We start from the raw sequence: 25,644 nt of genomic DNA, 5'->3' as shown, positions 1-25,644 counted from the left end.
ACCGGATTTTATATCATCAAATTAAAATCAGATAAAGGAATACTTAATAAAAAAGTGATTATTGAATAACACTTGTTTTTTAGAATACAAATTAAAAACCACATCTTTTTGATGTGGTTTTTTGTATACCATGTATTTCCGTTCGTCTACACTTAAAAGTATTTCATCTATACTTTAATTTTTGTAAACCAGTAAAAAATTAAAGTATAGTAAAAATAGATTAATATCGTATATCGTAACCATAAGAATGTACTAAAATGAGCAAAAATTTAAATATCTTATTAATAGAAGATAATTTGATAGAGATTATGAAAATGAAACGGACAATTTCTTTTCTTAAACTAGATCATACATTACATGAAGCCAAAAATGGTGAAGAAGCTTTAGAAATTTTAAAAGATAAAAGTAAATATCCTGATATAATTTTATTAGATTTAAACATGCCAAAAATAAGCGGTATAGAATTTTTAAAAATAATCAAAGATAATGATGCTTTAAAACATATTCCAGTAATAATTTTAACAACATCAGATAATCAAAAAGATTTGTTTGAGTGTTATAAAATTGGAGTTTCGGGTTATATTTTAAAACCTTTAAAATATGATGATTATGTTCATAAAATTGGGGCTGTATTATCTTATTGGAGTATTAATCAACTAAAAAAAATATAAATGAAAGGAATTATTTTTACAGAGTTTTTAGACTTAGTAGAAGATAAATTTGGAATAGAAATGGTAGATACCATTATTTCGCAATCTAACTTGAAGTCAGAAGGTATATATACCGCTATTGGTACATATAATTTTTCAGAAATGTTACAATTACTTCAAAATTTAAGTAACAACACAAACATTTCTATAGATGATTTACTTTTAGTCTATGCAGAACACTTTTTTTCAGTTATAGAAACTAGTTATCCAGGATTATTAGCAACCTATAAAGATCCAATAGAGATGTTATCTTCCATAGAAAACCACATTCATGTAGAGGTTCGTAAAATCTATCCTGAAGCAAAATTACCAACCTTTATTGTAGAATCTAAAACTGAAGACTCTTTAGAAATGATTTATAAGTCTAGTAGAGCTATGCATCATTTTGGGTTAGGATTGATGAATAAAACTTTTGAACATTTCAATAGTACAGCTACAATTGTTTTAGAAAAAATAAAAGAAGATGGTACAGAGGTAAGGTTTATTATCAATAAAAATTAAATGAGTTTTAAAAAAATTGAAATTTTAGAAAGAACTTTAGAAAGAGAAAGAAAAGCTAGAAAAGCAGCAGAAAAAATTCTTGAAGAAAAATCCTTAGAGCTTTATAATACCTCTATAACGCTTAAAAAAGTAAATCAACAACTAGAAAATTTACTTAACGAAAAAACGATTCAGTTACAAGGTGTTTTTGAGAATATTAATGATGCTTATGTTGTTATGGATTTGTTTGGTAATGTTTTACGAATGAATGATGTTGCAGAAACTCTTTTTGGTTACGATATTGGAAAAGAGTCTCTTAATGTTACAGATCTTATATATCCAGAAGATTATAGTTACGCAATGTCTTCTTATAAAAAACTAAAAGAAAAAGGTAGTTTTTTAGATTATACAGCAAGAATAATTACTAAGAACAACTCAGTAAGATGGGTTCAAATAAATTCTAGCATTATTTATAACAAAAATAAAACACCTATAGGAGCCCAAGGTGTAGTTAGAGATATTACAGAGATAAAAATTTTAGAAGAACAAAAAGAAACTATTCTTAAAGAATTAAAAAATAGCAATCAAGAATTACAAGAATATGCTCATATAGTTTCTCATGATCTAAAATCGCCATTAAGAAGTATTAATGCATTGATATCTTGGATAAAATCAGACAATGAAGGTAAATTAGATGATATAACACTTCAAAATTTTGACTTAATTGATACCACTCTTGAAACTATGGAGAAATTAATTTCTAATATTTTAGAGTACTCTAGTGCAGGAGCAGATACACAAAAAAAAGAAGAAGTAGATTTAAATAAGGTTTTACAAAATTTAAAAAAAGTACTGTTTATCCCAGAGAATATAAAGATTTCTGTTTTAACTCCCCTTCCTACTATACAAGGAGATTTCACCAAATTTCAACAACTATTTCAGAATTTTATTAGCAATGCTATTAAGTTTTGTGATAAAGAAAATGGCATTGTAGAAATTGATTGTAGAGAAGAATCGAAATTTTATCAATTTTCTATAAAAGATAATGGTATTGGTATAGAGCAAAAATATCATGATAAAATCTTTGAAGTATTTCACTCTTTACAAAAAAGAGAAGACTCATCTGGTATAGGATTATCAATTGTAAAAAAAATAATTGATTTATATGAGGGAGAAATTTGGTTAGAAAGCCAATTAAATAAAGGAACAACATTTTATTTTACTATAAAAAAAAATTAGATGAAAACAGTACAACTCAAAAAAAATAACAATTCAGATTGGCAATATTTATCTAAAAATATTCCGCTAAATAATCCATTAGTGCTTGTTTTTGGTAATAGATATATGTTAGAAGATAAAGATATTTATCAAGAAGTAAGAAATCTTTTTCAAGACGGTCATATAGTATTTGGTTCATCTTCAGGAGATATTTCTTCTCTAGCAGTTAATGAAAATTCTGTAACTATTACGGCAATAGAATTTGAAAGAAGTAATTTTGTAATAAAAAGAATCAATGTCTTAGATGATACAAAACAACTAGATAGTTACATATTAGGGCAAAAACTAATAGAACAACTACCTGTAGAAAACTTAAAATACACATTTGTTCTTTCTGAAGGAAGTTTTATAAATGGAAGTCAGTTAACAAAAGGGATGAATGCTGCAACAGACAACAATTTATTAATTACAGGTGCATTGTGTGGAGATGATGCTCGGTTTGAAAAAACAATTTCATCTTATAATGAAAATCCCAAACAGGGAGAAATTGTAGCAATTGGGCTATATGGAGATTCATTGGAGGTTTCCTTTTCTATTAATGGAGGATGGACGCCTTTTGGACCAGAAAGAATAGTGACAAAATCTAAAGGTAATGTTTTATATGAGTTAGACAATCTACCCGCTTTAGATTTGTATAAAAAATACTTAGGTGAAAAATCTAAAGATTTACCTGGAGCTGCTTTATTATATCCTTTAAGTGTAAAGTCTACAAAAGAAAATCATTCTATTGTTAGAACTATTTTAAATATAAATGAAGAAGAGAATTCAATGATTTTAGCAGGAGATATTTTTGAAAATTCTAAAGTGCAGTTAATGATGACCAATGTAGATAATATTGTAAATGCAGCAGAAAATGCGGCAATAAACGCATCAGAATTAAGAGAAAGTGAGGCAGAATTAGCCATTTTGGTAAGTTGTATTGGTAGAAAATTAGTATTAGACCAAAGAGTTGAAGAAGAAGTAGAAGAAGTAATGGAAGTTGTGGGGAAATCTCCAACAATCACAGGCTTATATTCTTATGGAGAAATAGCTCCTTTTATAGGAGAAAACAATTGTCAGTTGCACAACCAAACCATGACAGTTACCTTAATTAGCGAGTAATGAATTCATTGTTAAAAAGACAAATACGAAAGTTTTTACCTGAAGAGTTGAGGTCTGAAAAAAAGTTAGAAAAATTTTTAGATGCTATAGATAGATCGTACACCACTTCAGACGAGCAATTTGCAATGTTACAAAGAGCAACAAAAATTAGTTCTGATGAACTTTTTAATGTGAATAAACAACTAACAAAAGAAACTGAATCTCAAAAACAAGTAATTAAGAAGTTAGAAGGTGTCATTGATAAATTTCAGTTTTATGATTTAGGTGATGATAGACCAACAGAAAGTTCAGATTCTTTAAAGTTAGCAGATTTTATAGACAACCAAACTAAGGAGATTATAAAAATCAATCAACAAAAAGATAAATTAGTAAAAAGTTTAGAACGTCAAAATAGAGAGTTAAATGACTATGCACAGTTAGTTTCTCATGATTTAAAATCACCACTACAAAGTATAGAAGCTCTTACAACATGGGTGATAGAAGATTATGCTGATGTTTTAGGAGAAATGGGTAAAGATAATCTCAATTTAATAAAAGAGAATGTAGAAAAAATAGATATTTTGGTAAAAGGTATTTTAGATTATTCTACTGTTGGTAAATTAGAAGATGAAACGTACGATGTAGATTTAAATATTATTATAGATAGTGTTTTTGAAAACATTGATAAAAAGAGTAATATTCATTTTATAAAATCCAATGCCCTACCAATTGTTAAAGGAAACAAATCTAAGTTAGAATTACTTTTTATACATTTAATCCAAAATGCAATTCAGTTTAATGACAAAGAAATTATTGAAATAGAAATTGGTAGTGAAGAGAAAGATGATTTTTGGGAGTTTTATGTAAAGGATAACGGAAAAGGAATCGATCAAAAATATTTTGATAAAATTTTTATTGCTTTTCAAAAATTAGAAGACAACTATAAATCTTCAGGTATTGGGTTATCAATAGTCAAAAAAATTGTAGAAATGTATAACGGAGAAATCTGGTTGAAATCAGTTGTAGACAAAGGAACCATATTTTATTTTAAACTAAAAAAGTAATGCAAGAAACCCCCAATTTAAATTACGTAAATCAATTAGCTAGAGGAGATGAAGCAATTAAAAATGAGCTGATAACGGTTATAAAAACAGAATTTCCTGAAGAAAAAGAAGACTATTACAAGAGTGTAAAAGAACAAGAGTTTAAAAAAATAGAAGAAAACGTTCATAGACTTAAACATAAAATTAGTATTTTAGGACTTGAAAAGAGTTATAAAATAGCTAATGAATTTGAACATAATCTTCGTGAACATAGCTTAGAAAAGCAACAAGATTTTGAGAAAATTTTAATAGCAATTACAAATTATATAGAAACTATATAAGTTTATGGATTGTATTATTATTGATGATGAAAAAATGGCAAGGGTCGTTTTAAAAACCCTATGTAATGAAATTAATTCGTTACATCTTGTTGAAGAATTTCCCAATGCAATAGAGGCTATGAAATTTTTAAACGATAATAAAGTTGATTTAATTTTTCTTGACATTCATATGCCCGCTTTCAGCGGACTAGATTTTATTAAAACACTAAAATCACCACCAAAAATTATTTTAACAACTTCAGATCCTCAATTTGCTATAGAAGCTTTTGAGTATGATTTTATTGTAGATTACTTATTAAAACCAATAACAGCTACTCGTTTTCAAAAAGCTATTCATAAAGCAGAAAAGTTTGAGTTAGCTTCTGCAGATCCTAGCCCTGTTGTAACAGCAAAAACACTAGTAAGTAAAGATATTGATAACGACTTTTATATTAATATAGATAGAAGGCTCATTAAAATAGATTTACCCAGTATTTACTTGGTAGAAGCAAAAGGAGATTATATTAAAATAAAAACCGAAGAAAAAGAGTATACGGTGCATTCAACCTTAAAAAAGATTGAAGAAAAATTACCAGATGCTTTATTTTTAAAAGTCCACCGTTCTTACATTATCAATCTTAAAAAGATTATAGATATAGAAGACAATAGCGTTTTAATTAAACGAGACGTTATTCCGGTTAGTCGTTCTAAAAGACCAGAACTTATGAAACGACTAGATTTACTTTAAATATAAAAACCTCACAATTTTTTTTGAAATGTGAGGTTTTATTTTTTTAATTACATAAGTAATTCTTTAGTTGAAATTTTATCTTTTAAAAATTGGTTTCTTTAAAAATTGCCATTGAAAACGTAGTCCAATTTCATTAAACGTAAAACCAGCAGCCGTTGCAGAGGCAATATTACTTCGTAAACCGTAAATATTTAAAACACTTCTTTCAGAAAACTTGTAACCAAATTGACCTTGAACTCTATAAGTACTTTGCCTTTCTCCATCTTCAATATATTGAAAACCAGTTGCTGCTGTTAACATGTAAAACCATTCTTTTGGTTTAGCAATTCCTTCATCTTTAATAATGTTTGTAAACACTTCAATTGCATTAAAACGACTCGGACTAAAATAGATCGTAGGCACTTGATCTTTAAAAGTGATGTATTGGTAATTAATACCTGCTTTTAAAGCAGGTTTCTTTAAAATATTGTAATACAAAGAGGTAAATAATAAGTTTCGGGTGTTTTCATCACTTTGAGAAGTATAATAATATTGAGTAAACCAGCCTAAATTAAAGTTTGTGTTTAGATTGTAATTTACAATCCAATTATTTTGTATAATTTCTCTATTTAATAATTCGGCATTAAAATTCTGAATATCTCTTTTATAGCCAAAGTCTAAATTTTGCAGTTTTAACGGTTTTATTTTTAGAAAAATATCTGTTATAAACTGATTGTAATCAATAACTTCAGAAGACGAAGCGGTTACTCCAAAACTACTTTGTAGTGTAATGTTGTTTTTTATTTGATAAGCGGTACCAACTAAAATGTTGTTAGCACTAGCCGCTACGTCTAAAACATCATTAGAAGTTGTTCTATAATTGTAATTGGCTAAAATCTTAAGTTTTGTTGATAATGGAAATACTGTATTTGCAGTATACGAATACGCGATGTTATCTCCATTATCAAAAGAGTAACTTACTTTTGTTTCTATACTCGGAATAAAACTTTGATCCAGTTGTTTGATGAAATTCATGGCATCTTTTTGATTCGTATAAAATTTTAAAGTATTCTCAGCACTTTTATACGCCTTGTTTATATATCCAGAAGCTTTTAAAGCATTAGCTTTTCCTAGGTTGCCATCAAAAGAAGTACTGTCTTGTTGTAAAATAAGATTGTAATCGTCTAAACTCTTTTTAAAATCACTTTTATACGTATTCAATGTTGCTCTTAAAGAAAGCATCCAGTTTTCTGGATCTTTATTATCCTTTAAAAGTGTATTGATTTCCGCCTCAGCTTCTTTGTATTTGCTGTTCCAGATTAAGGCTTGTACGTATCTTTCTTTTGTTTGATTTTGTAACGTTTTAGACGTATTTTCATCAATACTTTCTAAAGCTATTTTACTAGTGGCAAGTGCTGTTTTTTCATCACCTTTTAAATGGTAAGTTAATGCAATGCCATTTAAAGCGGTTAATTTATTTTTTGGATTTTCTCCAAGTTGTTCAAAAGTATCTTTTGCTTTGTCAATTTGCTCAGAAATCAAATACAAGTTGGCCAAGTTTTGTAGGGTTTCTTTATCGTTTGTAAAGGTTTGTAAATTTTCTAGTAGTAATTCTTCAGAACGTTGGTATTCTTTGGTCTGAATTTTAAGGTTTGCCAAACCTAGTCGCATGTATTTTTTAGAAACCAAAGCATTTGGGTTATCTGGAATAACGGTCAAAGCTTTATCAACATAAATTAAGGCATCATTATACTCTTTTAAATTCGATAAAGTATTTGCGTAACCTAATAATGCAGGAAAACTTTGAGCATCTTCTTTTACCAAGTTTTTATAATAGCTTTTCGCTTTATCAAATTGCTTACTCCACAATAAAGATTCAGCATAATTTAATTTTACTTCAAAATCGTTTGGGTAGTCTTTTAAAAGACTGGTAAATAATTGTACGGCTTTAGTAGCCCCTCCATTTAAACCAACAGCTCTACCGTAACAAAGTCTAGCTGTTTTGTTTTTAGGAAAATCTTTTAAGATTACTTTAAAAAAAGATTCAGCTTTTTGGTATTTACCAGTTTCTAAATAGGTAAAGCCTTCTTTCATGTCTTGAGAAAACAAAGAAATAGTTGTTAAAAGTATAAAAAGGGATAGTGTTTTTCTTAGCATCATGTAGTTTAATTTTCTAAAAGCAAGTTAAGCAATAGCTATAAATCATTAATCGGAACAATTCGGTCATTCGTCTACACTAGTATATTTAATGAGAGTTTCCTTATGATATTTGTAGCAGATAATAACACTAAAACAAAAAAATCATGGCTTTACAAATTACACAAAAAAAAGGAGCGTACTACTTAAAAGGGCAAATAAATGTGATGTCAAAATTAGTTCTTATTACGTATTTCAATCAACTTTTTAGAAAGGAAAATAAAATAGTAATTAACATAGAAGAAATTAATGCAATAGACAAGCAAGGCTTACAAGCATTATTTTTTATGATGGATAAAGCAGAAAAAAGCAACAAGATATTTTCTATTGTTGGTTACGGATGCAAAGATATTTACGATCAATTTAATCAAAAGGTAGCATAATATATTATGGAAATCGCTTTACAAAAAATCAGAAAAAAAATACAACCAGAGCAATTGTTTATGCTAAGCGTGCTTTTGGTAAACGGAGGCAACTACCTTTATAATTTAGTATTGGGTAGGGTATTAGGACCAGAAAAATTTGCAGACGCAGCCATATTAATTACTTTTTTATTGGTGCTTTCTTTTGTAGCGATGACCTTTCAACTGGTAACAGCAAAGTTTTCTGTAGTTTTTGAAAAATCTGTTTTTACAGCCTTTATTTCAAATACGTTTAGAAATGCATTAATAACCGGAATTGTACTAGGTATAGCAATTGTCTTTTTTGCAACAAACTTACAGCATTTCTTTAAAACAACATCGTCTAATATGTTTGTTGTTTTTGGGTTGGGAGTACCTTTTTACTTTTTAATGAGTGTAAATAGAGGTATTTTTCAAGGGAAGAAAGAACTCAAATCTTTATCGGTAACCTATCAAACAGAAATGATTAGCCGTTTAGGAATAACCTTTTTATTGCTTGCTTTTTTGCAAGTGCTAGACACTTCTTTGGTAATAGCTATTGGTATTTTTTGTTCTTTTATTTTTGGGTTGTTTCCTTTTAAAAATAAACAAATTTTTCAATTGAAATCCATAGCATTACCGATAACAGAAAAGAAATTAGTAAAAAACTTCTTCATCATTACTGCGTTTTACGAATTGACTCAGATTGTAATAAACAATAGCGATATTCTTTTGGTAAAGCATTATTTTGAAGCACATGAAGCGGGTTTATACGCGTCTTTAGCCTTAATTGGTAGAGTAGTTTATTTTATTGCGTGGATGTTTGTCATGTTGTTATTACCTTCTGTAATTCAGTTGAAAAAAGAAGGGAAATCTACCTTACCTATTTTAATAAAATATTTGGGATACATTGCTTTTATTGCCATTACAATTGTAGCAGGTTGTTATTTGTTTCCTGAAACAATTATTAAATTATTATTCGGAAATGAGTATTTGGTAATTGCTCCATTATTATGGAAATATGCCTTGGCTACGGGTATTTTTGCCATCTCAAACATATTTGCGTACTATTATTTGTCTTTAGACAAATATGTACCAGTGGTTTTGTCTGGACTTTTTGGAATGCTTCAAATTGTACTGATTTTATTCTTTCACGAGTCTTTAGCACAAGTAGTTTATGTGCAAATTTTTGCAATGATTTTATTATTGATTGTGCAGTTGAGTTACTTTTTCTATAAAGATGCAAAGCGATAAAAATAAATATGAGCTCTATACAGTTTACTGTCATTCTGAGCTTGTCGAAGACTATTTTATGTTTGTAAATAAAACTTCAATAAGCTCCGTTTTATGTTTGATTCTAAAATTATTTTATTTGGTAAAAACGGCATATTAAAAATTTGTTGTAAAATTTAAAATGAAAACTTCGTTATAATTTCAGACTGTTTGAGCGTTAGCGAGTTTCTGAAATTAAGAAGTTGAATATAAAATTTAGACAAATTTTCATCAGCCTAGATTTTTTTATTTCTTTTTTTGTCAATGAAAAAAAGAAAGTATTCATTAAACGTTCAGGGATTTTTTTATAGAGGTATTGTTAAAGAAGATCCTAATTCATAAGCAAAACTTCGACAAGCATAGTTTTACGTTTGAGTTTAAAAATATCTATTAAATTATTTTATTTGGTAAAAACGGCATATTGAAAATTTGTTGTAAAATTTAAAATGAAAACTTCGTTATAATTTCAGACTGTTTGAGCGTTAGTGAGTTTCTGAAATTAAGGAGTTGAATGTAAAATTTAGACAAATTTTCATCAGCCTAGACTTTTTTGTTTCTTTTTTTGTCAATGAAAAAAAGAAAGTATTAATTAAACGTTCAGGGATTTTTTTATAGAGGTATTGTTAAAGAAGATCTTAATTCATAAGCAAAACTTCGACAAGCTCAGTTTGACATTTGTCAGAAAACTTAATGTTACACTCGTCAGTCTGAGCCTGTCGAAGACTAGTTTATGTTAGTAAAGAAAACTTCGACAAGCTCAGTTTAACGTTTGAGTCTAAAAATATCTATTAAATTATCTTATTTGGTAAAAACGGCATATTGAAAATTTGTTGTAAAATTTAAAATGAAAACTTCGTTATAATTTCAGACTGTTTGAGCGTTAGCGAGTTTCTGAAATTAAGAAGTTGAATGTAAAATTTAGACAAATTTTCATCAGCCTAGACTTTTTTGTTTCTTTTTTTGTCAATGAAAAAAAGAAAGAATTAATTAAACGTTCAGGGATTTTTTTACAGAGGTAGCGTCAAAAAAACTAGTTCATAAAAAAACTTCAACAAGCTCAATTTGACTTTTTAGTAGATTTTGAAAAAGGTTTTGTCAGGTCGAGTAATTTTCTGACGAAGGAAGAAAATTGTATCGAGAACATATGAACGGATCTAATATTTAATATTAAGAAAAACATCTCGATACAAATTCAATTTTCCTAGCGTCAATTGAATCCACTCGATGTGACAATCCGTTTATCGAAGACTATTTCCACTCGATAAAAAGCAACATCTTAACATCTTTTCCATTCGTCTATACATATATGTGTTTAAACCCAGTAGGGGATTTTTAAACGTGTAAATGCCTGAAATTTGTGGTATCATTAAAAACAAAAACATCATGAAACTAGCAATCGTAACCGCATTTCCGCCTAGTAAAGTAACTTTAAATGAGTATGCATACCACTTGGTAAAAAGTTTTAGAACTAAAGAAACCATTACAGAAATTATTTTGTTAACCGATGAAACTCCAGAGGCAAAAGACATCAATTTTGAAGAAAATGGATGTAAAATAACCATCAAAGAATGCTGGAAGTTTAACAGTTATGCAAACATTGTAAATGTTACTAGAGCCATCAACCAGACCAAACCAGATGCAGTATTGTTCAACTTGCAGTTTATGAAGTTTGGCGATAAAAAGATAGCAGCAGCTTTAGGCTTAGCGCTGCCCTTAATTTGTAAAATCAAAAGGATCCCTACGATTGTGTTGTTACATAATATTTTAGAGCAGGTAGATTTAGAAAGTGCAGGATTTACATCTAACAAAATAGCGCAGAAAGTCTATAATTTTATTGGAACCACCTTAACAAAATTGATTTTAAAAGCAGACCTAGTGGCGGTTACCATGGATAAATATGTAGATACGTTAAAAGAAAAATACAAAGTAGATAACGTAAAAATGATTCCACACGGAACGTTTGAAATACCAGCAAATCCTTCGCAAGAATTACCAAAAGGACCTTTAAAAATAATGACTTTCGGAAAGTTTGGTACGTACAAAAAGGTAGAATCTATGATAGAGGCAGTAGTGCAAGTAAGAAAAGAGACCAATTTAGATTTAGAGATTGTAATTGCAGGAACAGACAACCCAAATGTGCCAGGATACTTAGAGAATGTACAAAACCAATACAAACACGTTTCGCAACTAACGTTTACAGGTTATGTAGAAGAAGAAGAGGTAGCGCCTTTGTTTACAGAAAGTGCCGTAGTGGTGTTTCCATATACGTCTACTACGGGAAGCTCTGGGGTTTTACACCAAGCAGGCAGTTATGGTAGAGCAGTAGTAATGCCAAATTTAGGTGATTTAGCTACGTTGATTGAAGACGAAGGGTACAGAGGCGAATTCTTTGAACCAGAAAATGTAGCAAGTTTAGCAAATGCCATTAAAGCAATTGTAACTAATGAAGCATACAGAATAGAATTAGGGGAAACCAACTACAAAGCAGCTACTGCTTTTCCAATGGGTAGAATTACAAACATGTATTTGGAAGAATTTACTAAGATTAACAACAAAAAATCTGTTGAAAAGATTGAAGTAGCTCAGGCATAACCTCCTTTTTAAAATATATACAAGCTAGTTTTTATACAAGAGTTCTATCGTTTTGATAGAACTTTTTTGTGTTTTTAGAGTTGAAAGAAAAAAATTACATTTTCAAAATCAATCTTAAAAATATTGATCTGGAAGCAGTTGGTTAAAACAATGCCACTTACTAAAGTTTACTTTTAACATTTAATGCACGTATTTTTTTATTATTTTTGTACGTATATATAATTTGTGATGGATAAAAAATTAACTTTAAAACTTAATCAGGAAATTATTGAAAGAGCCAAGGAGTATGCCTCAAATAAAAAAATGAGTTTATCTCGTATAGTAGAAGCTTATTTACAATCTTTGACTTCTAATGATGATACCGCTGAATTTGAAATTTCACCTTTTGTAAAAAGCATTTCAACAGGAACTGAAATTCCAGCTAATTTAGACTATAAGAAAGAATATTCTGACTATTTGAATGAGAAATACAAATGAGTAAAAGAATTTTTATAGATACCAACGTGATGTTGGATTTTTTAGGAGAACGAAAACCGTTTTATGAGCCAATTGCTAAAATTGCAACTTTGGCTGAAAAAGCAAAACTCACAATGGTTATATCTCCCATTTCTTTTGCCAGAGTAAATTACTTTGTAGCAAAATTTGAGAACGAGAAAATTGCAAGAGAAAAACTCAGAAAATTTAAAATTATTTGTGAAATATGCTCTCTTGATGAACAAACAATTGAAAAAGGATTAAACTCATCAATTAAGGATTTTGAGGATGCTTTACAGTATTTTAGTGCTACTGAATCAGAATGTGACATTATAATAACAAGAAATGGAAAGGATTTTAAAAAATCATTACTACCTGTAATGACAGCAGACGAGTTTTTAAAATCTCTTTAGAATATATAATGCTAACTTTTTATGAGAGTTCTATCGTTTTGATAGAACTTTTTGTATTTTTAGACTTGAAAGAAAAATTGCATCTAATAAAATCTTATAATTTATCTAAGTAAACGCTAAAGGGTTTAATATAAGAGGTGTTGTGAATCATATATGAACCAATGAAAACATTATTCGGAAATGAATTGTTAAATGAATTTGCTAGGTTACTTAACTCTGCAAAAAATAGAATATGGATTTGTTCGCCTTATGTTGGAAGTTTGAAATTTATAGAAACGATAAGTAATAATAAAATCAACAGTTCAAAAGTTGAAAAAAAATTTATTACTGATATAAAGGAAGTATCTAAACTAAATTTTAAGTTCTTTAAAAGAATAATTAAAACTGGCGAATTAAGAACTTTGACTGGTGTTCATGCAAAAATTTACATAATTGACAATAAATGTCTTGTTACATCTGCTAATCTAACCGAGACAGCTTTTTATAGAAGACACGAAATTGGAATATTTCTAAATGAAGAAGAGTCTAAAGAATCTATATCGACTTATGAAAATTTTTGGAAAAAGTCTATTAAAATAAAACGCATTGAGCTAAAAGAAACAAAAGATAAAAAGAAAGAAAAAAGCAAAGATGAAAACTATGGATTCAAACTTCCAAAAATTTGGAATATATCACAGAAAAAAAAGTTACCCCAGTTTTGGTTAAAACCTATTGGAGTTAGTGAAAATCCAATAACAGAAAATCAAAAATTTTCGGACCTGGAAGTCGAATTACATTTTGCAGTAAACCCAAAAGCAATAAGAGTAAACGACATTATTATTGCTTACGGAATTGGAGCAAAAAGAATACTGACAATATATAAAGTAAAAACAATAGGAGCTAAGTTTACTGAAAATGAACAATCTGAAGAATGGATGAAAAGATGGTCTTATTATTTAACAGGACAAAACCTAACACCAGATTTTGGGAAAGTCTGGATGAAAAAGAGTTTGTACGCTAGTAACTTAATAAGTGAATACTTAGAAAACAACCCAACTGAATTTATTACCCATAACAAGAGTAAGGGATTAGGTGCATTAAATTTTAAAAAAGATAAAATAAGATTAGAATCAGATTTTGCAAGTTTTATAATGAATAAAATCGAACAATAAAATAAAAAATACGAATGCAAAACAAAGTATAAGGTGTATTGCTAATTTTTAGCTTACTTAAGAAAGTTTTTGCGAACTTTCTAATCAGTATTACATACTTTTAAGCTTGATAAATCCGTAATAAAACTTATAAAGAAACGTTGTGAGTAAGCTAAAAAAACTATGAAACTAAAAACACTTAAATTAAAGAATTTTAGAAGTTACTCCCAAGAAACTGAAATACATATTTCTAATTTGAATGTAATAATTGGAAAAAATGATATAGGTAAATCTACAATCCTTGAAGCGCTAAATATTTTTTTTAATGGGAAACCTGATAAAAACGATTTATGCATTGAAAATGATAACAGTAAAATTGAAATTACTTGCGTTTTTACCGAATTACCTGACGAACTTATTTTAGATGATACAATCTCAACAAATCTTTCTGATGAATTCCTTTTAAACTCAGATGGTAAACTTGAAATAAAAAAAATATTTCCAGTTTCAGGTTCTGGAAGTGTTTCAGAAGAGTCAGTTATTGTTTGTGATTATCCTGATAACGAAAATCTTACAGACTTACTTTCCAAAAAAAGAACAACTCTAAAAATACAATTTGAAGAATTAGGAATCAATCCTGAAGGTGTTAATAGAAGTAAAAGTAAAGAATTAAGAAATGCTATTAGGAATCACTTTTATGAAGATGGACAAATAACCACTCAAATAACTCAAATAAAAATTGACGGAAAATTAGACAATGAGGATAATAGAAAGAAAATTTGGATTAACCTTAAAAAATATTTACCCCTATTCTCTTTATTCTTTGTTGACAAACCGTTAAATGACCAAGATTCCGACATTCAAGACCCAATGAAGGAAATCATAAAAGAGGTTCTTAAACGTGATAACATTACACCATTACTTCAACAACTTAAAGAAGCTGTTCAAGATGCATCTACTAATTTAGCTGATGAGACAATTAATAAATTAAATGATTTGGATTCGGAATTGGCAGAAACGTTACGTTCTAATTTCCCTAAGGAGCCGACTTGGAATTCAATATTCAAACTAACTTTAGAAGATGATAGAGGTGTCCCTCTAAATAAACGAGGAAGTGGTATGCGAAGACTTGTTCTATTAAGTTTCTTTAGAGCTCAAGTCGAGAATAGAAGAACAGCAAATGCGCCAAATATAATATATGCTCTAGAAGAACCCGAAACATCTCAGCATCCAGATTTTCAACTAATGATAGTTAATGCCCTGAAAGAACTTTCTGAAACTGAGAATGCACAAGTATTTTTCACAACTCATAACTCTAACTTGGCTAAAGAGATACCTAAAAGCTCGTTAAGATATGTTTATTTAGAAAATGGTCGAGTAAATGTAGAGAGTGGTCTTAATCCTGACGGAACAGACAACGAACAAATAATTGACCGAATTATTGAAACTCTTGGAGCATTACCTGACCCTAAAAATAAAGTCAAAGTTCTAATTTTTGTAGAAGGAGAGAATGATATCAATGCTTTAATAGGTTTAAGTAAGATATTAAATACAGCAGATGACAATGTAATTAATTTAGAAAACAACGAAGCTGTCGCATTTATCCCGACTGGTGGTTCACAACTAAAATTTTACATTGAGAAAAAATATTTAGACGGTTTATTACAATCACAAATTCATATTTATGACTCTGATATTCCTGCGTATGTGCAAAGTGTAGAAAACTTAAACGCAGAAGGAGTGCATACCAAAATAGGATTTAATACAGCAATAATTGAATGTTATAGAGAATTAAATATCAATATAACTTTATCTGAGATTATAGATGATGAAGATGTTCCAGAAAAAGTGGCTATGGCAGTTCATCAAGAAACTAGTAATACAGATTGGAATACAATAAATCCTGACCCAGTTAAAACTGAAGAAAAGCAAAAGAAAAAAATATCAAGAGCTAAACGTCAGTTGAATAATCTAGCAATTGAAAAAATGACAGTTGAGCGGATAAAAGAACGAGGTGGATTTGATGAAATTAAAAGTTGGTTAGATACAATAAAAGCATTTGTAGAATAAAGCCAGCTCACAACAATTTATAAACTGTATTACTAAATTTTAGCTAAATAAAACATAGCAAAATTAATACAAAACCGTTAAAACTCCCTACTCACAAATAAACTCAAAAGAAGCCTTTTTCTTTCCATCAGCATCAATAAAACCAAATTTTTTCTGAGGATTGGTACGCCAAGGTAGTTTACCCACAACACTGCTAGGTACTTCCTTAAAATCGTACAACGTCCAAGACATAAAATGAATGTTATGTTTGGTCAATACTTGTTGTATGGTTTTATGATATTCGGCTTGTGTGGTTTCAGAACTTGCAAACGGTCTCCAAAATCCACCATAAGAAGACAACCCAAATTCCTGTAAAATTAAAGGCTTGTTGGGTATATGTTTTTTCAATGCTAAAAATTGGGTTTCAAATTGTTCTACATCTTCGTAATAATGGAAAGACACATAATCTACTTTATCGCTTAAAATAGTTGCACTTTCTACATTAGACCAACCAATGGTTACAGGATGCGTTTCATCAATAGATTTTATTAAAACCAATAAATAGTCTAACCAAGAAACCACGTTTTCTTTTCCTCTAGAAGCAAAATCTAAGTTGGGTTCGTTTTTTAAATCCCAAGCTAAAATAGCGTTATGGTCTTTAAATTTGGTAACAATACCTCTGGCGTGTTTGTAGGTCAGCGTCCAATCTAAAACATCATAATTACCGTAAAAATCAAACAAAGTAACCACTACTTTCAATTGCTTTTTTAACGCTATATCTAAAACCTGTTGTAGCTTTTCTAGTTTGTCTTCTTTTAGATTCGCTTTTCCAAAATCTTCGTAAGGCACAAAAATACGTATGGTATTTAAACCAGTTTTTTTAATCAGTTCAAAGTCGTTAGCAATAATTTGGGCATCAAAATCATCTCCAAACATGTCCCAAGGTGTGTCTTGCGGATAATAGTTGATGCCTTTAATTTGCAAAGAATCAGCAGGAGTATCTTTAATTTTTTTAATAAAAGGCGTCGTGCTTTCTTTTACACTGTGGCGTATTCTCCAAAAACCATCTTCCAATAACAATATATGTTTGTAATCGGACTGTTCGGTGGTTTCCAACACCTGTTTTTTGTTCTGAAATACCTTTTTGTGTTCTACAACAGCTTTGTCTTCTAAAACAATCAATTGTCCATCTTCACTATAAAACAAAATATCTGGCTGATGAGAAAGTGTGGTTGCTGCAATGTAAGTGTTGTTTTTCGCATTATTGTTGATGGAAGCATATAGATTTTTTCTCGCATTTTTAGTGTAAAAATCTTCGATTCCCGTTTTTTTATTTTCTCTATATGCCACTTGTTTTATGTACCAAGCATCTAAATAGTTGTTTTCTACCTCATTTAATACTTGTTGACTAATGGGTCTTCCTTCGTTGCCATTGTCTTGCCAACTTAATTGTGGGGTGTAAACCGTTTCTTTATGTATTTGCGTATGCAGTAGCGTACTTCTGTCTGCTCCAGTATTTAAGTAAGAGAGAATTCCGCTAATTAGAAACACCAAAATAGCGCAGAGCAAAAGGTAAGAGCTTATTAAAATAGCACGAATCAATAGTTTGTTTGTTCTTATCATAATGCTATATTTTTATACGTTTTAACCAAACCAGCAGCTTCAATTTTTATGGTGTAGTTACCTTTTGGGTAAAAGTTTTTATTTAAAATAAAATGCGCAAAGCCTTTATTAGTTTCTCTGTAATATACCTTTACTACGTTATTTTTTTGAGATACTGTTAAGGTAACTTTTAAACCATCTGGAATCATCTGGTTCATAAAACTTTGAAAAGGGCCTACCTTTATTTTAGCATTTTCGTTAGTAAAAGCAACCTTAAAATCTTTTATAGCTTGTTGGTAGTTGATATCAATTGAGTTGCTTTCTGAAATACCATCAATAAACGCTTTAACAGACCAGTTTGCCGCTTTATCTGGGTGAATCATTTTTGCTTTGGCAACACCATTTACAGTTTGTCCGAAGGTTTTTAAGACTGCGTTTTCACGAGTGGTAATATAGAAATACACAAAAGTACCATCGCTAACAACGTTATTGTAGCTGTCTTTCAAAACAGAGGTGTAAAATGTTGTAATTTGATTTCCATCTGCGTAACTATGATTTCGGGTGAAAAAGATTTGGAAATTTTTAGGAATTGCAGGTACAATATTTACATCCAATTCCACAGAATTTTTTTCTTGATGTTGGGTAGATAACAACATTCTTCCAGACTGTAAAGGCGCATAAATGTTACGATAAGCAATTAAATTGTTTGTAGTTACTTCGGTTTTATCTTCTTTTGCTAAAAACTGAGTGTTGATAAGAACAGGAGTATTTTTTGGTAAAGGATTGTCTAAAGAATCTGTGGGAATAGCAACCAACATCGTAAAATCTTTACCACCAGCTTCTATACTTGGTGGGCCTAAATATATTTCTAATGATTCCGATTTTTCAATAGGCTTTATATGAAAATTCCCTTCTAATGCAGTGGTTTCGTTTTGAAATACTTTCCAATAAACAATACCTCTTTTTTGGGTGAAAAAGGTTGGCAGTGCAAAAGCAATGCCCTTATCTGTTGGTGTGTGGTTTACCAAAATGCTTCCGTAACTATTTGTACAATACAAACTAAAATTAGTGGTTTTGGTTTTAAATTCTAACACAATATCGTTTCCTGCAACAAATTCTTGTTGCGTAGAAAGCAAAGAAATTTGTGTTTCTGTAGTTTCTTTTTGTTGACCAAACATCAGTCCACAAAAAGTAAGGATACAAAAGAATATGATGTTTGTGTGTTTATGCATTATCTAGGGCTTCCAATAAAATTATTCAATTCAATTTTAATGTATTTGTACTTGTTGTATTTTGTTTGTTGCAACTGGCTGTAGGTATGGTTTACAATTCTATCGGTTACAATTTCATTGGCAATGTCTGAATTTGGTAAACCGTTTACAAAACAATTTTCCATGTTGGTATTTATTGTCACAATAGTATCATCTTGTAGCAAAGGATATTCAAAATGTTGTTTTCGTTCTTGTCTAATCGCATCTTTTACAAATTGATGGTCTACCCAAATTAATTCTTTAGCATCGTTATAATACGAAACTAGCAATTGCGGTATGGTAATTTGTTGCAATCCTGCATTAAAAATAGTCCCTTCAATTTGATTTTCTTTTACCGCTAAACTGCTTATTGTTGCATCTTTATATAAATCTAAATTGGCAACATTACCCGCAGCTTGTAAATTGAATTTTGTAGGTTGCTCTTCAAATTCTACAGGCGTAAATTCATCTGGGTTAAATGTATTTGGGATAGAATCTTGAGTTTTAGACCAAGCAATTCCCTCAAAATCAATTCTAAAACTTGTCGTTTCTTTTGGTAGCAATTTGTGTTTGATGTGGTATTTGGCATTGTAGGTTGCCAGTTCTTTATTATCATCATTATACAAAGTGCCTTTTAACACAACATCTGCAGGAACATTATCTATATTTTGAATCTCGCCAATAATAGCATAACTGTTGTTTCTTTTAACTAGTTTGGCTTTTAAAATTTCTAAAACAGGCTGTTTTAAAACATCTTCATGATAGGTTTGTTCCGTAGTAACTCGTCTTCTCCCTTGGTTGAAATATTTGGTAATATTTTTACTGTACAATTGATCTGGAGGTAAATCTTGTTCTATTTCTACAGGGTCTATATACCACTTGCCTTTAATCTTTTTTAGGTCTTTATAAACGGTTTTATTAATTTTCTCTAACGGAGTAATCCAATTCGTATATACTTTTACGGTAGCAAAATTTTCCGTTTGTTTGATAATTTCTGTTTGAATAGCATCTAATTTTCCATAAGAATTTAAAACACCGTCTGTAACCGATATTTCTAACATAAATTGTGCAATAGTTTTTTTACTCTTTGGATTGATAAGATTGTAACTCTTTTCAAACTCTTTAAAATCTATGGCATCGTAATATGCCATTATTGCGTTTTCTGGCGTTCTTTGGGTATCGTTTTTTAGATAAAAAAGATACATTCCGTACCCAAAAAACAGCAATACAATACAACTCCAAATATGAATAGCACCCAAAAGTTTACTCGGAAACTTTGTAAAGTTTAATTTGAATTTATAAAAATCGTTAACAGGACGATTTTTGAGTTTTAAACTTTGTAAAAAGATAGCCTGAATGTTTAATGCAAAGGCAATAATTACGGTTAAAAACGGAATGATTCCCCATAGTAACTTTAAACTTTTAGCCACATCGTCTTTAGGTAAAATGGTAGAAAGCGGAGGAACATTTAGTTTTTCCCAAACCATAATGCCGTTTTCTAAAGCAGGTAACCGTTGCCATCCGCAGAAATATAAAATAGGGTCGTAAAATTTATCGTTAGAAAAAACATACTTTAAATTGTATTTTTCTGGAGTAGTTAAAAACTGTTGCAAAGAGCCAATACCCGCAACGCCTTTAAATTTAGAGTTTTCTAATCGTTCAATAGGTCTCGTTGTCAATTCTGGTAACCTTCTGGCAGAATGATAATTGCCATCTACCGTCATAGCATTGGTTTGTGCAGACAGCCACGCCATTTGATCGCCAAAACCTAAGGTTAAAAATCGCCACTTATCATGCTGGTCTTGATTTAAAAAATTAACAATAGGCAACATTTTAATTTTTTGGGGTTGAGACGGTCTAAAATATCCCAAGCTCATGGTAAAAACAACCATTGCCAAAAACAAACTTGCAAAGAACCCTGCAAATAATTTGTGATACACTGCGCCAAATTTAGCAACCATCAGTGTTTTTAAATCGCCATTGATAAGCCTATAAATAAATTCGCCAATTATAGGTAAAGACATGATAGATGCCCATAATGTAAAACGGTCTAAGGTTAAAATATTAAAGGCATTTTCGCCTAAAATAATTTTAGGAATGGGAGTTGTTCCTCCAGTACCTAATAACGTTAACATGGCAATAGATAGCCCGAAAAACAAATACCGCTTGCTAAAATATCGGTAAAAGATATAGGGGAGTAGGAGGAGTATAATTCCCCAAGGAATAAAAAAGAAAACCAATCCAGATGAGGTGATTTCTAAAAAATTGTCTCTAGAACCATGTGGAATAGGGACTTGTGTAATGGGGTTGTTTTTAGAATTTATCCAATACGGAAAAATACAAAATACAATAAGAAAAAGCGATGAGAACCCAAATAAGAGGTTACGCTTTAGTCGTTTTAAAAAAACAGCGATAAAAATTTTAAAAGACACTTCTTTATATGAAGTTACTTGCTCTCTCGCTTTATCCATAATTACTGTTCCAATTAAAGGAAAAATGAAAAAGATCATTCCAAAAATTGGAGTAACATGATGAGAAGTAACGGTAACTGCAATAAGCGATAATGAAGTAAATAGGTATTTGTATTTCCCTGTTTTTAACCATAAATAAATTTCGGGTAGCGCATGCATTAAAATAGAAATACCAATAATACTTGGTAACTGACCAAAAACATGCAACGTCTCTAAAAACGATGAAGACAAAGAAGCAAACAAAGCGGTATAACCTGCAACAGTTCTATTGCCTGTTATTAACAAAGAAAATCGGTATGCTCCAGTAATAAAAAGAACAATACCAATTAAGGCAACTGTAAAAAGCCCAAATTTTAATCCACCAATTAAAGACAAAGCTGCAATAGATTGATGCACTAAAGGGGGGTAACTCATTACTGTAAACCCAGTGTACCATTTATAGCTCCAAGGTTCAAACCAACTATTGGCATAATGCTCTGCAAAAAACAAGTGTATTAATGCATCGTACGTGGTTTCTAGCGTAAAAAAGATAGCAGAACCATGAAATGCAACTCCAAAAAGCAAAGCAGCAATTAAAAAAGTATTGGTCTTCTGTTTCATGAACAAATTGTGTTACGTAAAGATAATCGGATTTCTAATATCGACGAAATTTATTTGTCTTTAGTAAAACGCTATTCGTCTAAACAACAAACTAGTTTTGGCTTGAAATGAAAAAATCAACATGAGTGCTAACGTACATTTGTAGTGTATTTAACACAAAAAATAACAAGATGAAAGTATTAGCCATAGACGATCAAAAATTAGTTTTAATTCCGTTAGCATTAAGATTAAAAGAATTAGGTTATCAAGTAGAAACAGCAACTTCTGTAGCTACTGGAAAAGCGTTGATTGAATCTTTTCAACCAGATTTGGTTATTGTAGATATAAATATGCCTGCTACATCTGGAATAGAAATTGTAAAATATATTAGAAACGAAAAAAAATCTGAAACTCCAATAATGATTCTTTCTGGAAACACAGACGATAATATTATAGCACAAGCTTTTGATTTGGGAGCAAATGATTATATGAAAAAGCCATTAAGCTTAAGTGAGGTTTGCGCTAGAACTAAAAGATTAATTGGGGTGCCAAATCAAATGGGTTCTAAAAAAGATTTTCAAGATGTATTGATACAAAAGAGATGTGTTGGGGTTGTAATACCTTGTTATAATGAAGAAGAGCGTTTGTTAAGCGCAGCATTTACATCTTTTATAAAGAAAAATTCTGGTTACCATTTGTGTTTTGTAAATGATGGTAGCAAAGACAATACGCTACAAGTGTTAAACGAATTAAGAAAAGGTAGGGAAGATTTTATAACGGTGTATGATTGTAAACAGAATGGAGGAAAAGCTGAAGCAGTTCGATTAGGAATGTTACACATGGCTAAAAAACAAGACTTGGATTATATTGGTTTTTTAGATGCTGATTTATCTACCGATTTAGCAGATTTTGATGCTTTGGTAAGTACTATAGAAAGTACAGATTATAAAATTGTAAGTGGCTCTAGAATCAGTAGAATGGGAGCAAATATTACTAAAGAATCGGCAAGAAAAATAATTAGCCTTTCCATTAATTATATCATTAGAAAAATACTTTCTATGGACTTTAAAGACACGCAATGTGGTGCTAAAATTTTTCATAAAGATGTTATAGAAACTTCGTTTAAAGACAAGTTTGTAACGCAGTGGATTTTTGATGTAGAAATTTTTAAAAGAATTACGCTAAAATACGGTTTAGCAAATGCTAAAAAAATGCTTTGCGAACAACCTTTAAAAAGATGGATTCATGCAGATGGTTCTAAACTTTCTATGAAAGATTCAGTTAAAATAATTGGACAACTAGGGCAAATAGCTATTCACTATAGAGCGAATAAAAAAAGTAAAAAAAATGCTACCATTAATTTTTCTAATGAAATGTTTTTTCCTCTAGAAAAAAACCTAGAAGTATAATGAAAAAAGGACTAATTATAGTTTTCGGTAAAGACGATATAGATTTTGATAACACCATTATTTTTAATGTATTAAACAAACAAAAAGTAACCATTTGTTTGGTGAATAATGGAAATTACAATAAAGTACAACAATTACTAAGTTCTTTAAAAGAAGTTTCTGATACAAATGTATTTACATTAAGTTTAAAGAAAGAGAAATCTTTATTATCAGCTGTAAAAGCAGGGGTAAGGAGTTTGGTAAATAAATATGATTTTGAAACGATTATTTATACATCACCCAAAGATATCAATCATAAAAATTACAACACTAAATTTATAGAAGCGTTTAGCAATAGTTTTCATGAAAGAAAAGACAAAAGAGTTTTGTTACGAACTTTGTATGCAATAGACGAGGTAAAAAATAAAATAAAAGGGGTTAATTCACTATTTCATTTGTAGTTAGAACTCTAAAACAGTTTTCTGTTCCAATGAACTCGGAAGCCCCCAATTCTTCTGTCCAAGTGCCTTCTAGGATATTCTTAGTAAGGCACTTATAATTTACTTTTCCTTTGTAAATAATGTCATTTTCTCCTTCGTAATAAAAATGTATGGTTAATAAATTATCTTTAAAAAAGCCAGTTCCAAATTGTTCTTGAGTATTGTTGATAATCCATTTTGCATTAATTGAATTATCGTCTCGTAAACTCAAATAAAGTATACCTTTATAGGTGTTTCCAGTATCATCTTGATTGGTGCCAATAATTTGATATTTACCAATTAAATCTTTGATAGACATTTATTTACCGATGCAAAAATTCGAGAAAATATGCCCTAAAATGTCCTTATCAACATCGTATTCTCCGGTAATATTGCCTAAATAACGCAAGCATTCACGAATATCAATAGCAAATAAATCTGTAGAAATTTCCAGATCAATACCTTCTTGTACAGAAGTAATAGCAATTAGTGCATTATTTAGTGCTTCAAAATGTCTAGAATTGGTAACTATCGTTTCATTATTACTCAAAGCACCAATGTTTACCAAAGACGTCAATTCGTTTTTTAAAGTATCTATACCAATGTTATTTTTAGCAGACAACAGAATTAAATGTTCAATTTCAGATTCAAGTTGTGTAATTTCCTTTTCATCAATCAAATCTATTTTATTTGCAATAACAAGCAAACGTTTTTCTGGAAACCTGTTTTGAATGCTTTTAATTTCGTTCTTAAATTTAGAGTTTTCAACCACAAATTTTTTTGAGTTTACCAGAAAAATAATCAATTGTGCATTTTCAGCCTTTTCATAGGCTTTTTTAATACCAATACTTTCAACAACATCTTCGGTATCTCTAATTCCGGCAGTATCTATAAATCGAAATGCAACACCGTCAATAATCAATTCATCTTCAATAGCGTCTCTTGTAGTACCTGCAATATCAGAAACTATGGCTTTTTCTTCATTTAACAAAGCATTTAGTAAAGTAGATTTTCCTACATTGGGCTCACCAATAATAGCAACAGGAATTCCATTTTTCATTGCATTTCCAAAAGAAAAAGAATCAATCAAGCGTTTTAAAACAAAAGTTATTTTAGCAACCAATTCTTTAAATTGAGTTCTGTCTGCAAATTCTACATCTTCACCAGAAAAATCGAGTTCTAATTCAATTAACGCAGCAAAATCTAAGAGTTTTGCACGCAACTCTTTTAATTTATTGGCAATTCCACCTCGCATTTGCTGTATAGCCATTTGATGACTTGCGGCCGAATTGGATGCAATAACATCTGCCACAGCTTCAGCTTGACTCAGATCCATTTTACCATTTAAAAACGCACGCATGGTAAACTCTCCATTATCTGCCATTCTACAACCATTCTGTAAAAACAACTGTATTATTTCTTGCTGTATAAAACTACTTCCATGACAAGAAATTTCGACCACATTTTCTCCAGTATAAGAATTAGGGTTTTTAAAAACAGAAACTAAAACTTCATCCAAAATGACATTATTATTTACAATATGCCCTAAATGAATGGTGTGCGATTTCTGTTTTACTAATGATTTTTCTTTTTTTACAGCTCTAAAAAAAGTATCAGCTATTTCAATTGCATTTTCCCCAGAAAGTCTTATTACAGCAATCGCTCCAACACCAGAAGGAGTAGCCAAAGCAACTATAGTATCATTTTGAATCATTATGCAAAAATACG

At 30.0% G+C, this 25,644-nt stretch carries 22 protein-coding genes; 16 read left to right on the top strand and 6 right to left on the bottom strand.

Features of this window, described 5'->3' with window-relative positions; genetic code table 11:
• Positions 1 to 257: 257 nt before the first annotated feature.
• The 7 genes from DUT90_RS09190 to DUT90_RS09160 are packed head-to-tail and all read left to right on the top strand — an operon-like array spanning position 258 to position 5,659.
• On the top strand, positions 258 to 671 hold the full coding sequence (locus DUT90_RS09190; protein WP_114426850.1) for a response regulator: 414 nt from the start codon (positions 258 to 260) through the stop codon (positions 669 to 671).
• Complete coding sequence (locus tag DUT90_RS09185; RefSeq protein WP_114426849.1) at positions 672 to 1,211, top strand: heme NO-binding domain-containing protein; 540 nt, start codon at positions 672 to 674, stop codon at positions 1,209 to 1,211.
• Positions 1,212 to 2,429, top strand: coding sequence for an ATP-binding protein (locus tag DUT90_RS09180; protein WP_114426848.1), 1,218 nt, complete (start codon positions 1,212 to 1,214; stop codon positions 2,427 to 2,429).
• A complete protein-coding gene (locus tag DUT90_RS09175) occupies positions 2,430 to 3,569 on the top strand; it encodes an FIST signal transduction protein (protein ID WP_114426847.1) in 1,140 nt (379 codons plus the stop codon). It begins immediately after the preceding gene.
• On the top strand, positions 3,569 to 4,612 hold the full coding sequence (locus DUT90_RS09170; protein ID WP_114426846.1) for an ATP-binding protein: 1,044 nt from the start codon (positions 3,569 to 3,571) through the stop codon (positions 4,610 to 4,612). The genes DUT90_RS09175 and DUT90_RS09170 overlap by 1 nt, the downstream gene beginning before the upstream one ends.
• Positions 4,612 to 4,932 carry an Hpt domain-containing protein gene (locus DUT90_RS09165; RefSeq protein WP_114426845.1) on the top strand — a complete coding sequence of 107 codons (321 nt, stop codon included), beginning with the start codon at positions 4,612 to 4,614 and terminating at the stop codon, positions 4,930 to 4,932. The genes DUT90_RS09170 and DUT90_RS09165 overlap by 1 nt, the downstream gene beginning before the upstream one ends.
• A 4-nt stretch (positions 4,933 to 4,936) precedes the next feature.
• Positions 4,937 to 5,659, top strand: coding sequence for a LytTR family DNA-binding domain-containing protein (locus tag DUT90_RS09160; RefSeq protein ID WP_114426844.1), 723 nt, complete (start codon positions 4,937 to 4,939; stop codon positions 5,657 to 5,659).
• Between the two features lie 78 nt (positions 5,660 to 5,737).
• Here the strand turns inward: DUT90_RS09160 and DUT90_RS09155 are convergent, their stop codons facing one another.
• Positions 5,738 to 7,801, bottom strand: a complete 2,064-nt coding sequence (locus DUT90_RS09155) for a lipopolysaccharide assembly protein LapB (RefSeq protein ID WP_181858175.1) — start codon at positions 7,799 to 7,801, stop codon at positions 5,738 to 5,740.
• Positions 7,802 to 7,944: 143 nt separating this feature from the next.
• On the opposite strand from DUT90_RS09155, the gene DUT90_RS09150 reads away from it, so the two are divergent.
• The 7 genes from DUT90_RS09150 to DUT90_RS09120 all read left to right on the top strand — a co-directional run bounded on the left by DUT90_RS09150 (position 7,945) and on the right by DUT90_RS09120 (position 16,168).
• Positions 7,945 to 8,220 (top strand): hypothetical protein, encoded by a 276-nt coding sequence (locus tag DUT90_RS09150; protein WP_114426843.1) that lies wholly within the window; start codon positions 7,945 to 7,947, stop codon positions 8,218 to 8,220.
• Between the two features lie 6 nt (positions 8,221 to 8,226).
• A complete protein-coding gene (locus DUT90_RS09145; protein WP_181858174.1) occupies positions 8,227 to 9,471 on the top strand; it encodes an oligosaccharide flippase family protein in 1,245 nt (414 codons plus the stop codon).
• 1,401 nt (positions 9,472 to 10,872) lie between these two features.
• Positions 10,873 to 12,081, top strand: coding sequence for a glycosyltransferase (locus tag DUT90_RS09140; protein WP_114426892.1), 1,209 nt, complete (start codon positions 10,873 to 10,875; stop codon positions 12,079 to 12,081).
• 228 nt (positions 12,082 to 12,309) lie between these two features.
• Entirely contained in the window at positions 12,310 to 12,558 is a 249-nt protein-coding gene (locus tag DUT90_RS09135) for a DUF6364 family protein (RefSeq protein ID WP_114426842.1), read from the top strand.
• Positions 12,555 to 12,968, top strand: a complete 414-nt coding sequence (locus DUT90_RS09130) for a PIN domain-containing protein (RefSeq protein ID WP_114426841.1) — start codon at positions 12,555 to 12,557, stop codon at positions 12,966 to 12,968. Before DUT90_RS09135 ends, DUT90_RS09130 begins: the two co-directional genes overlap by 4 nt.
• Before the next feature lie 161 nt (positions 12,969 to 13,129).
• Complete coding sequence (locus tag DUT90_RS09125) at positions 13,130 to 14,119, top strand: phospholipase D-like domain-containing protein (RefSeq protein ID WP_114426840.1); 990 nt, start codon at positions 13,130 to 13,132, stop codon at positions 14,117 to 14,119.
• A 162-nt stretch (positions 14,120 to 14,281) separates the two neighbouring features.
• Entirely contained in the window at positions 14,282 to 16,168 is a 1,887-nt protein-coding gene (locus tag DUT90_RS09120; RefSeq protein ID WP_114426839.1) for an ATP-binding protein, read from the top strand.
• A gap of 87 nt (positions 16,169 to 16,255) precedes the next feature.
• Here the strand turns inward: DUT90_RS09120 and DUT90_RS09115 are convergent, their stop codons facing one another.
• The 3 genes from DUT90_RS09115 to DUT90_RS09105 are packed head-to-tail and all read right to left on the bottom strand — an operon-like array spanning position 16,256 to position 22,070.
• Positions 16,256 to 17,770: a glycoside hydrolase family 2 TIM barrel-domain containing protein gene (locus DUT90_RS09115; protein ID WP_114426838.1), complete on the bottom strand. Its 1,515-nt coding sequence runs from the start codon at positions 17,768 to 17,770 to the stop codon at positions 16,256 to 16,258.
• The gene (locus DUT90_RS09110) at positions 17,767 to 18,981 is read right to left on the bottom strand and encodes a hypothetical protein (RefSeq protein ID WP_147266206.1); all 1,215 of its coding nucleotides are present in this window, start codon (positions 18,979 to 18,981) and stop codon (positions 17,767 to 17,769) included. Before DUT90_RS09110 ends, DUT90_RS09115 begins: the two co-directional genes overlap by 4 nt.
• Positions 18,981 to 22,070 carry a hypothetical protein gene (locus DUT90_RS09105; protein WP_114426836.1) on the bottom strand — a complete coding sequence of 1,030 codons (3,090 nt, stop codon included), beginning with the start codon at positions 22,068 to 22,070 and terminating at the stop codon, positions 18,981 to 18,983. The genes DUT90_RS09110 and DUT90_RS09105 overlap by 1 nt, the downstream gene beginning before the upstream one ends.
• Positions 22,071 to 22,240: 170 nt before the next feature.
• Here DUT90_RS09105 and DUT90_RS09100 point away from each other — a divergent pair, with 170 nt between their 5' ends.
• Positions 22,241 to 23,458 carry a response regulator gene (locus DUT90_RS09100; protein ID WP_114426835.1) on the top strand — a complete coding sequence of 406 codons (1,218 nt, stop codon included), beginning with the start codon at positions 22,241 to 22,243 and terminating at the stop codon, positions 23,456 to 23,458.
• Complete coding sequence (locus DUT90_RS09095) at positions 23,458 to 23,898, top strand: hypothetical protein (protein WP_114426834.1); 441 nt, start codon at positions 23,458 to 23,460, stop codon at positions 23,896 to 23,898. The genes DUT90_RS09100 and DUT90_RS09095 overlap by 1 nt, the downstream gene beginning before the upstream one ends.
• Here DUT90_RS09095 and DUT90_RS09090 read toward each other — a convergent pair.
• Both DUT90_RS09090 and mnmE read right to left on the bottom strand, forming a co-directional pair.
• Positions 23,876 to 24,235: a hypothetical protein gene (locus DUT90_RS09090; RefSeq protein WP_114426833.1), complete on the bottom strand. Its 360-nt coding sequence runs from the start codon at positions 24,233 to 24,235 to the stop codon at positions 23,876 to 23,878. The genes DUT90_RS09095 and DUT90_RS09090 overlap by 23 nt on opposite strands.
• On the bottom strand, positions 24,236 to 25,630 hold the full coding sequence (gene mnmE / locus DUT90_RS09085) for a tRNA uridine-5-carboxymethylaminomethyl(34) synthesis GTPase MnmE (RefSeq protein ID WP_114426832.1): 1,395 nt from the start codon (positions 25,628 to 25,630) through the stop codon (positions 24,236 to 24,238).
• Positions 25,631 to 25,644: the final 14 nt, after the last annotated feature.

This window comes from Polaribacter sp. WD7 (assembly GCF_003335085.1).
Lineage (GTDB): Bacteria > Bacteroidota > Bacteroidia > Flavobacteriales > Flavobacteriaceae > Polaribacter.
The sequence above is the reverse complement of the archived record's forward strand: the minus strand, read 5'-3'. Positions and strand labels throughout refer to the sequence as shown.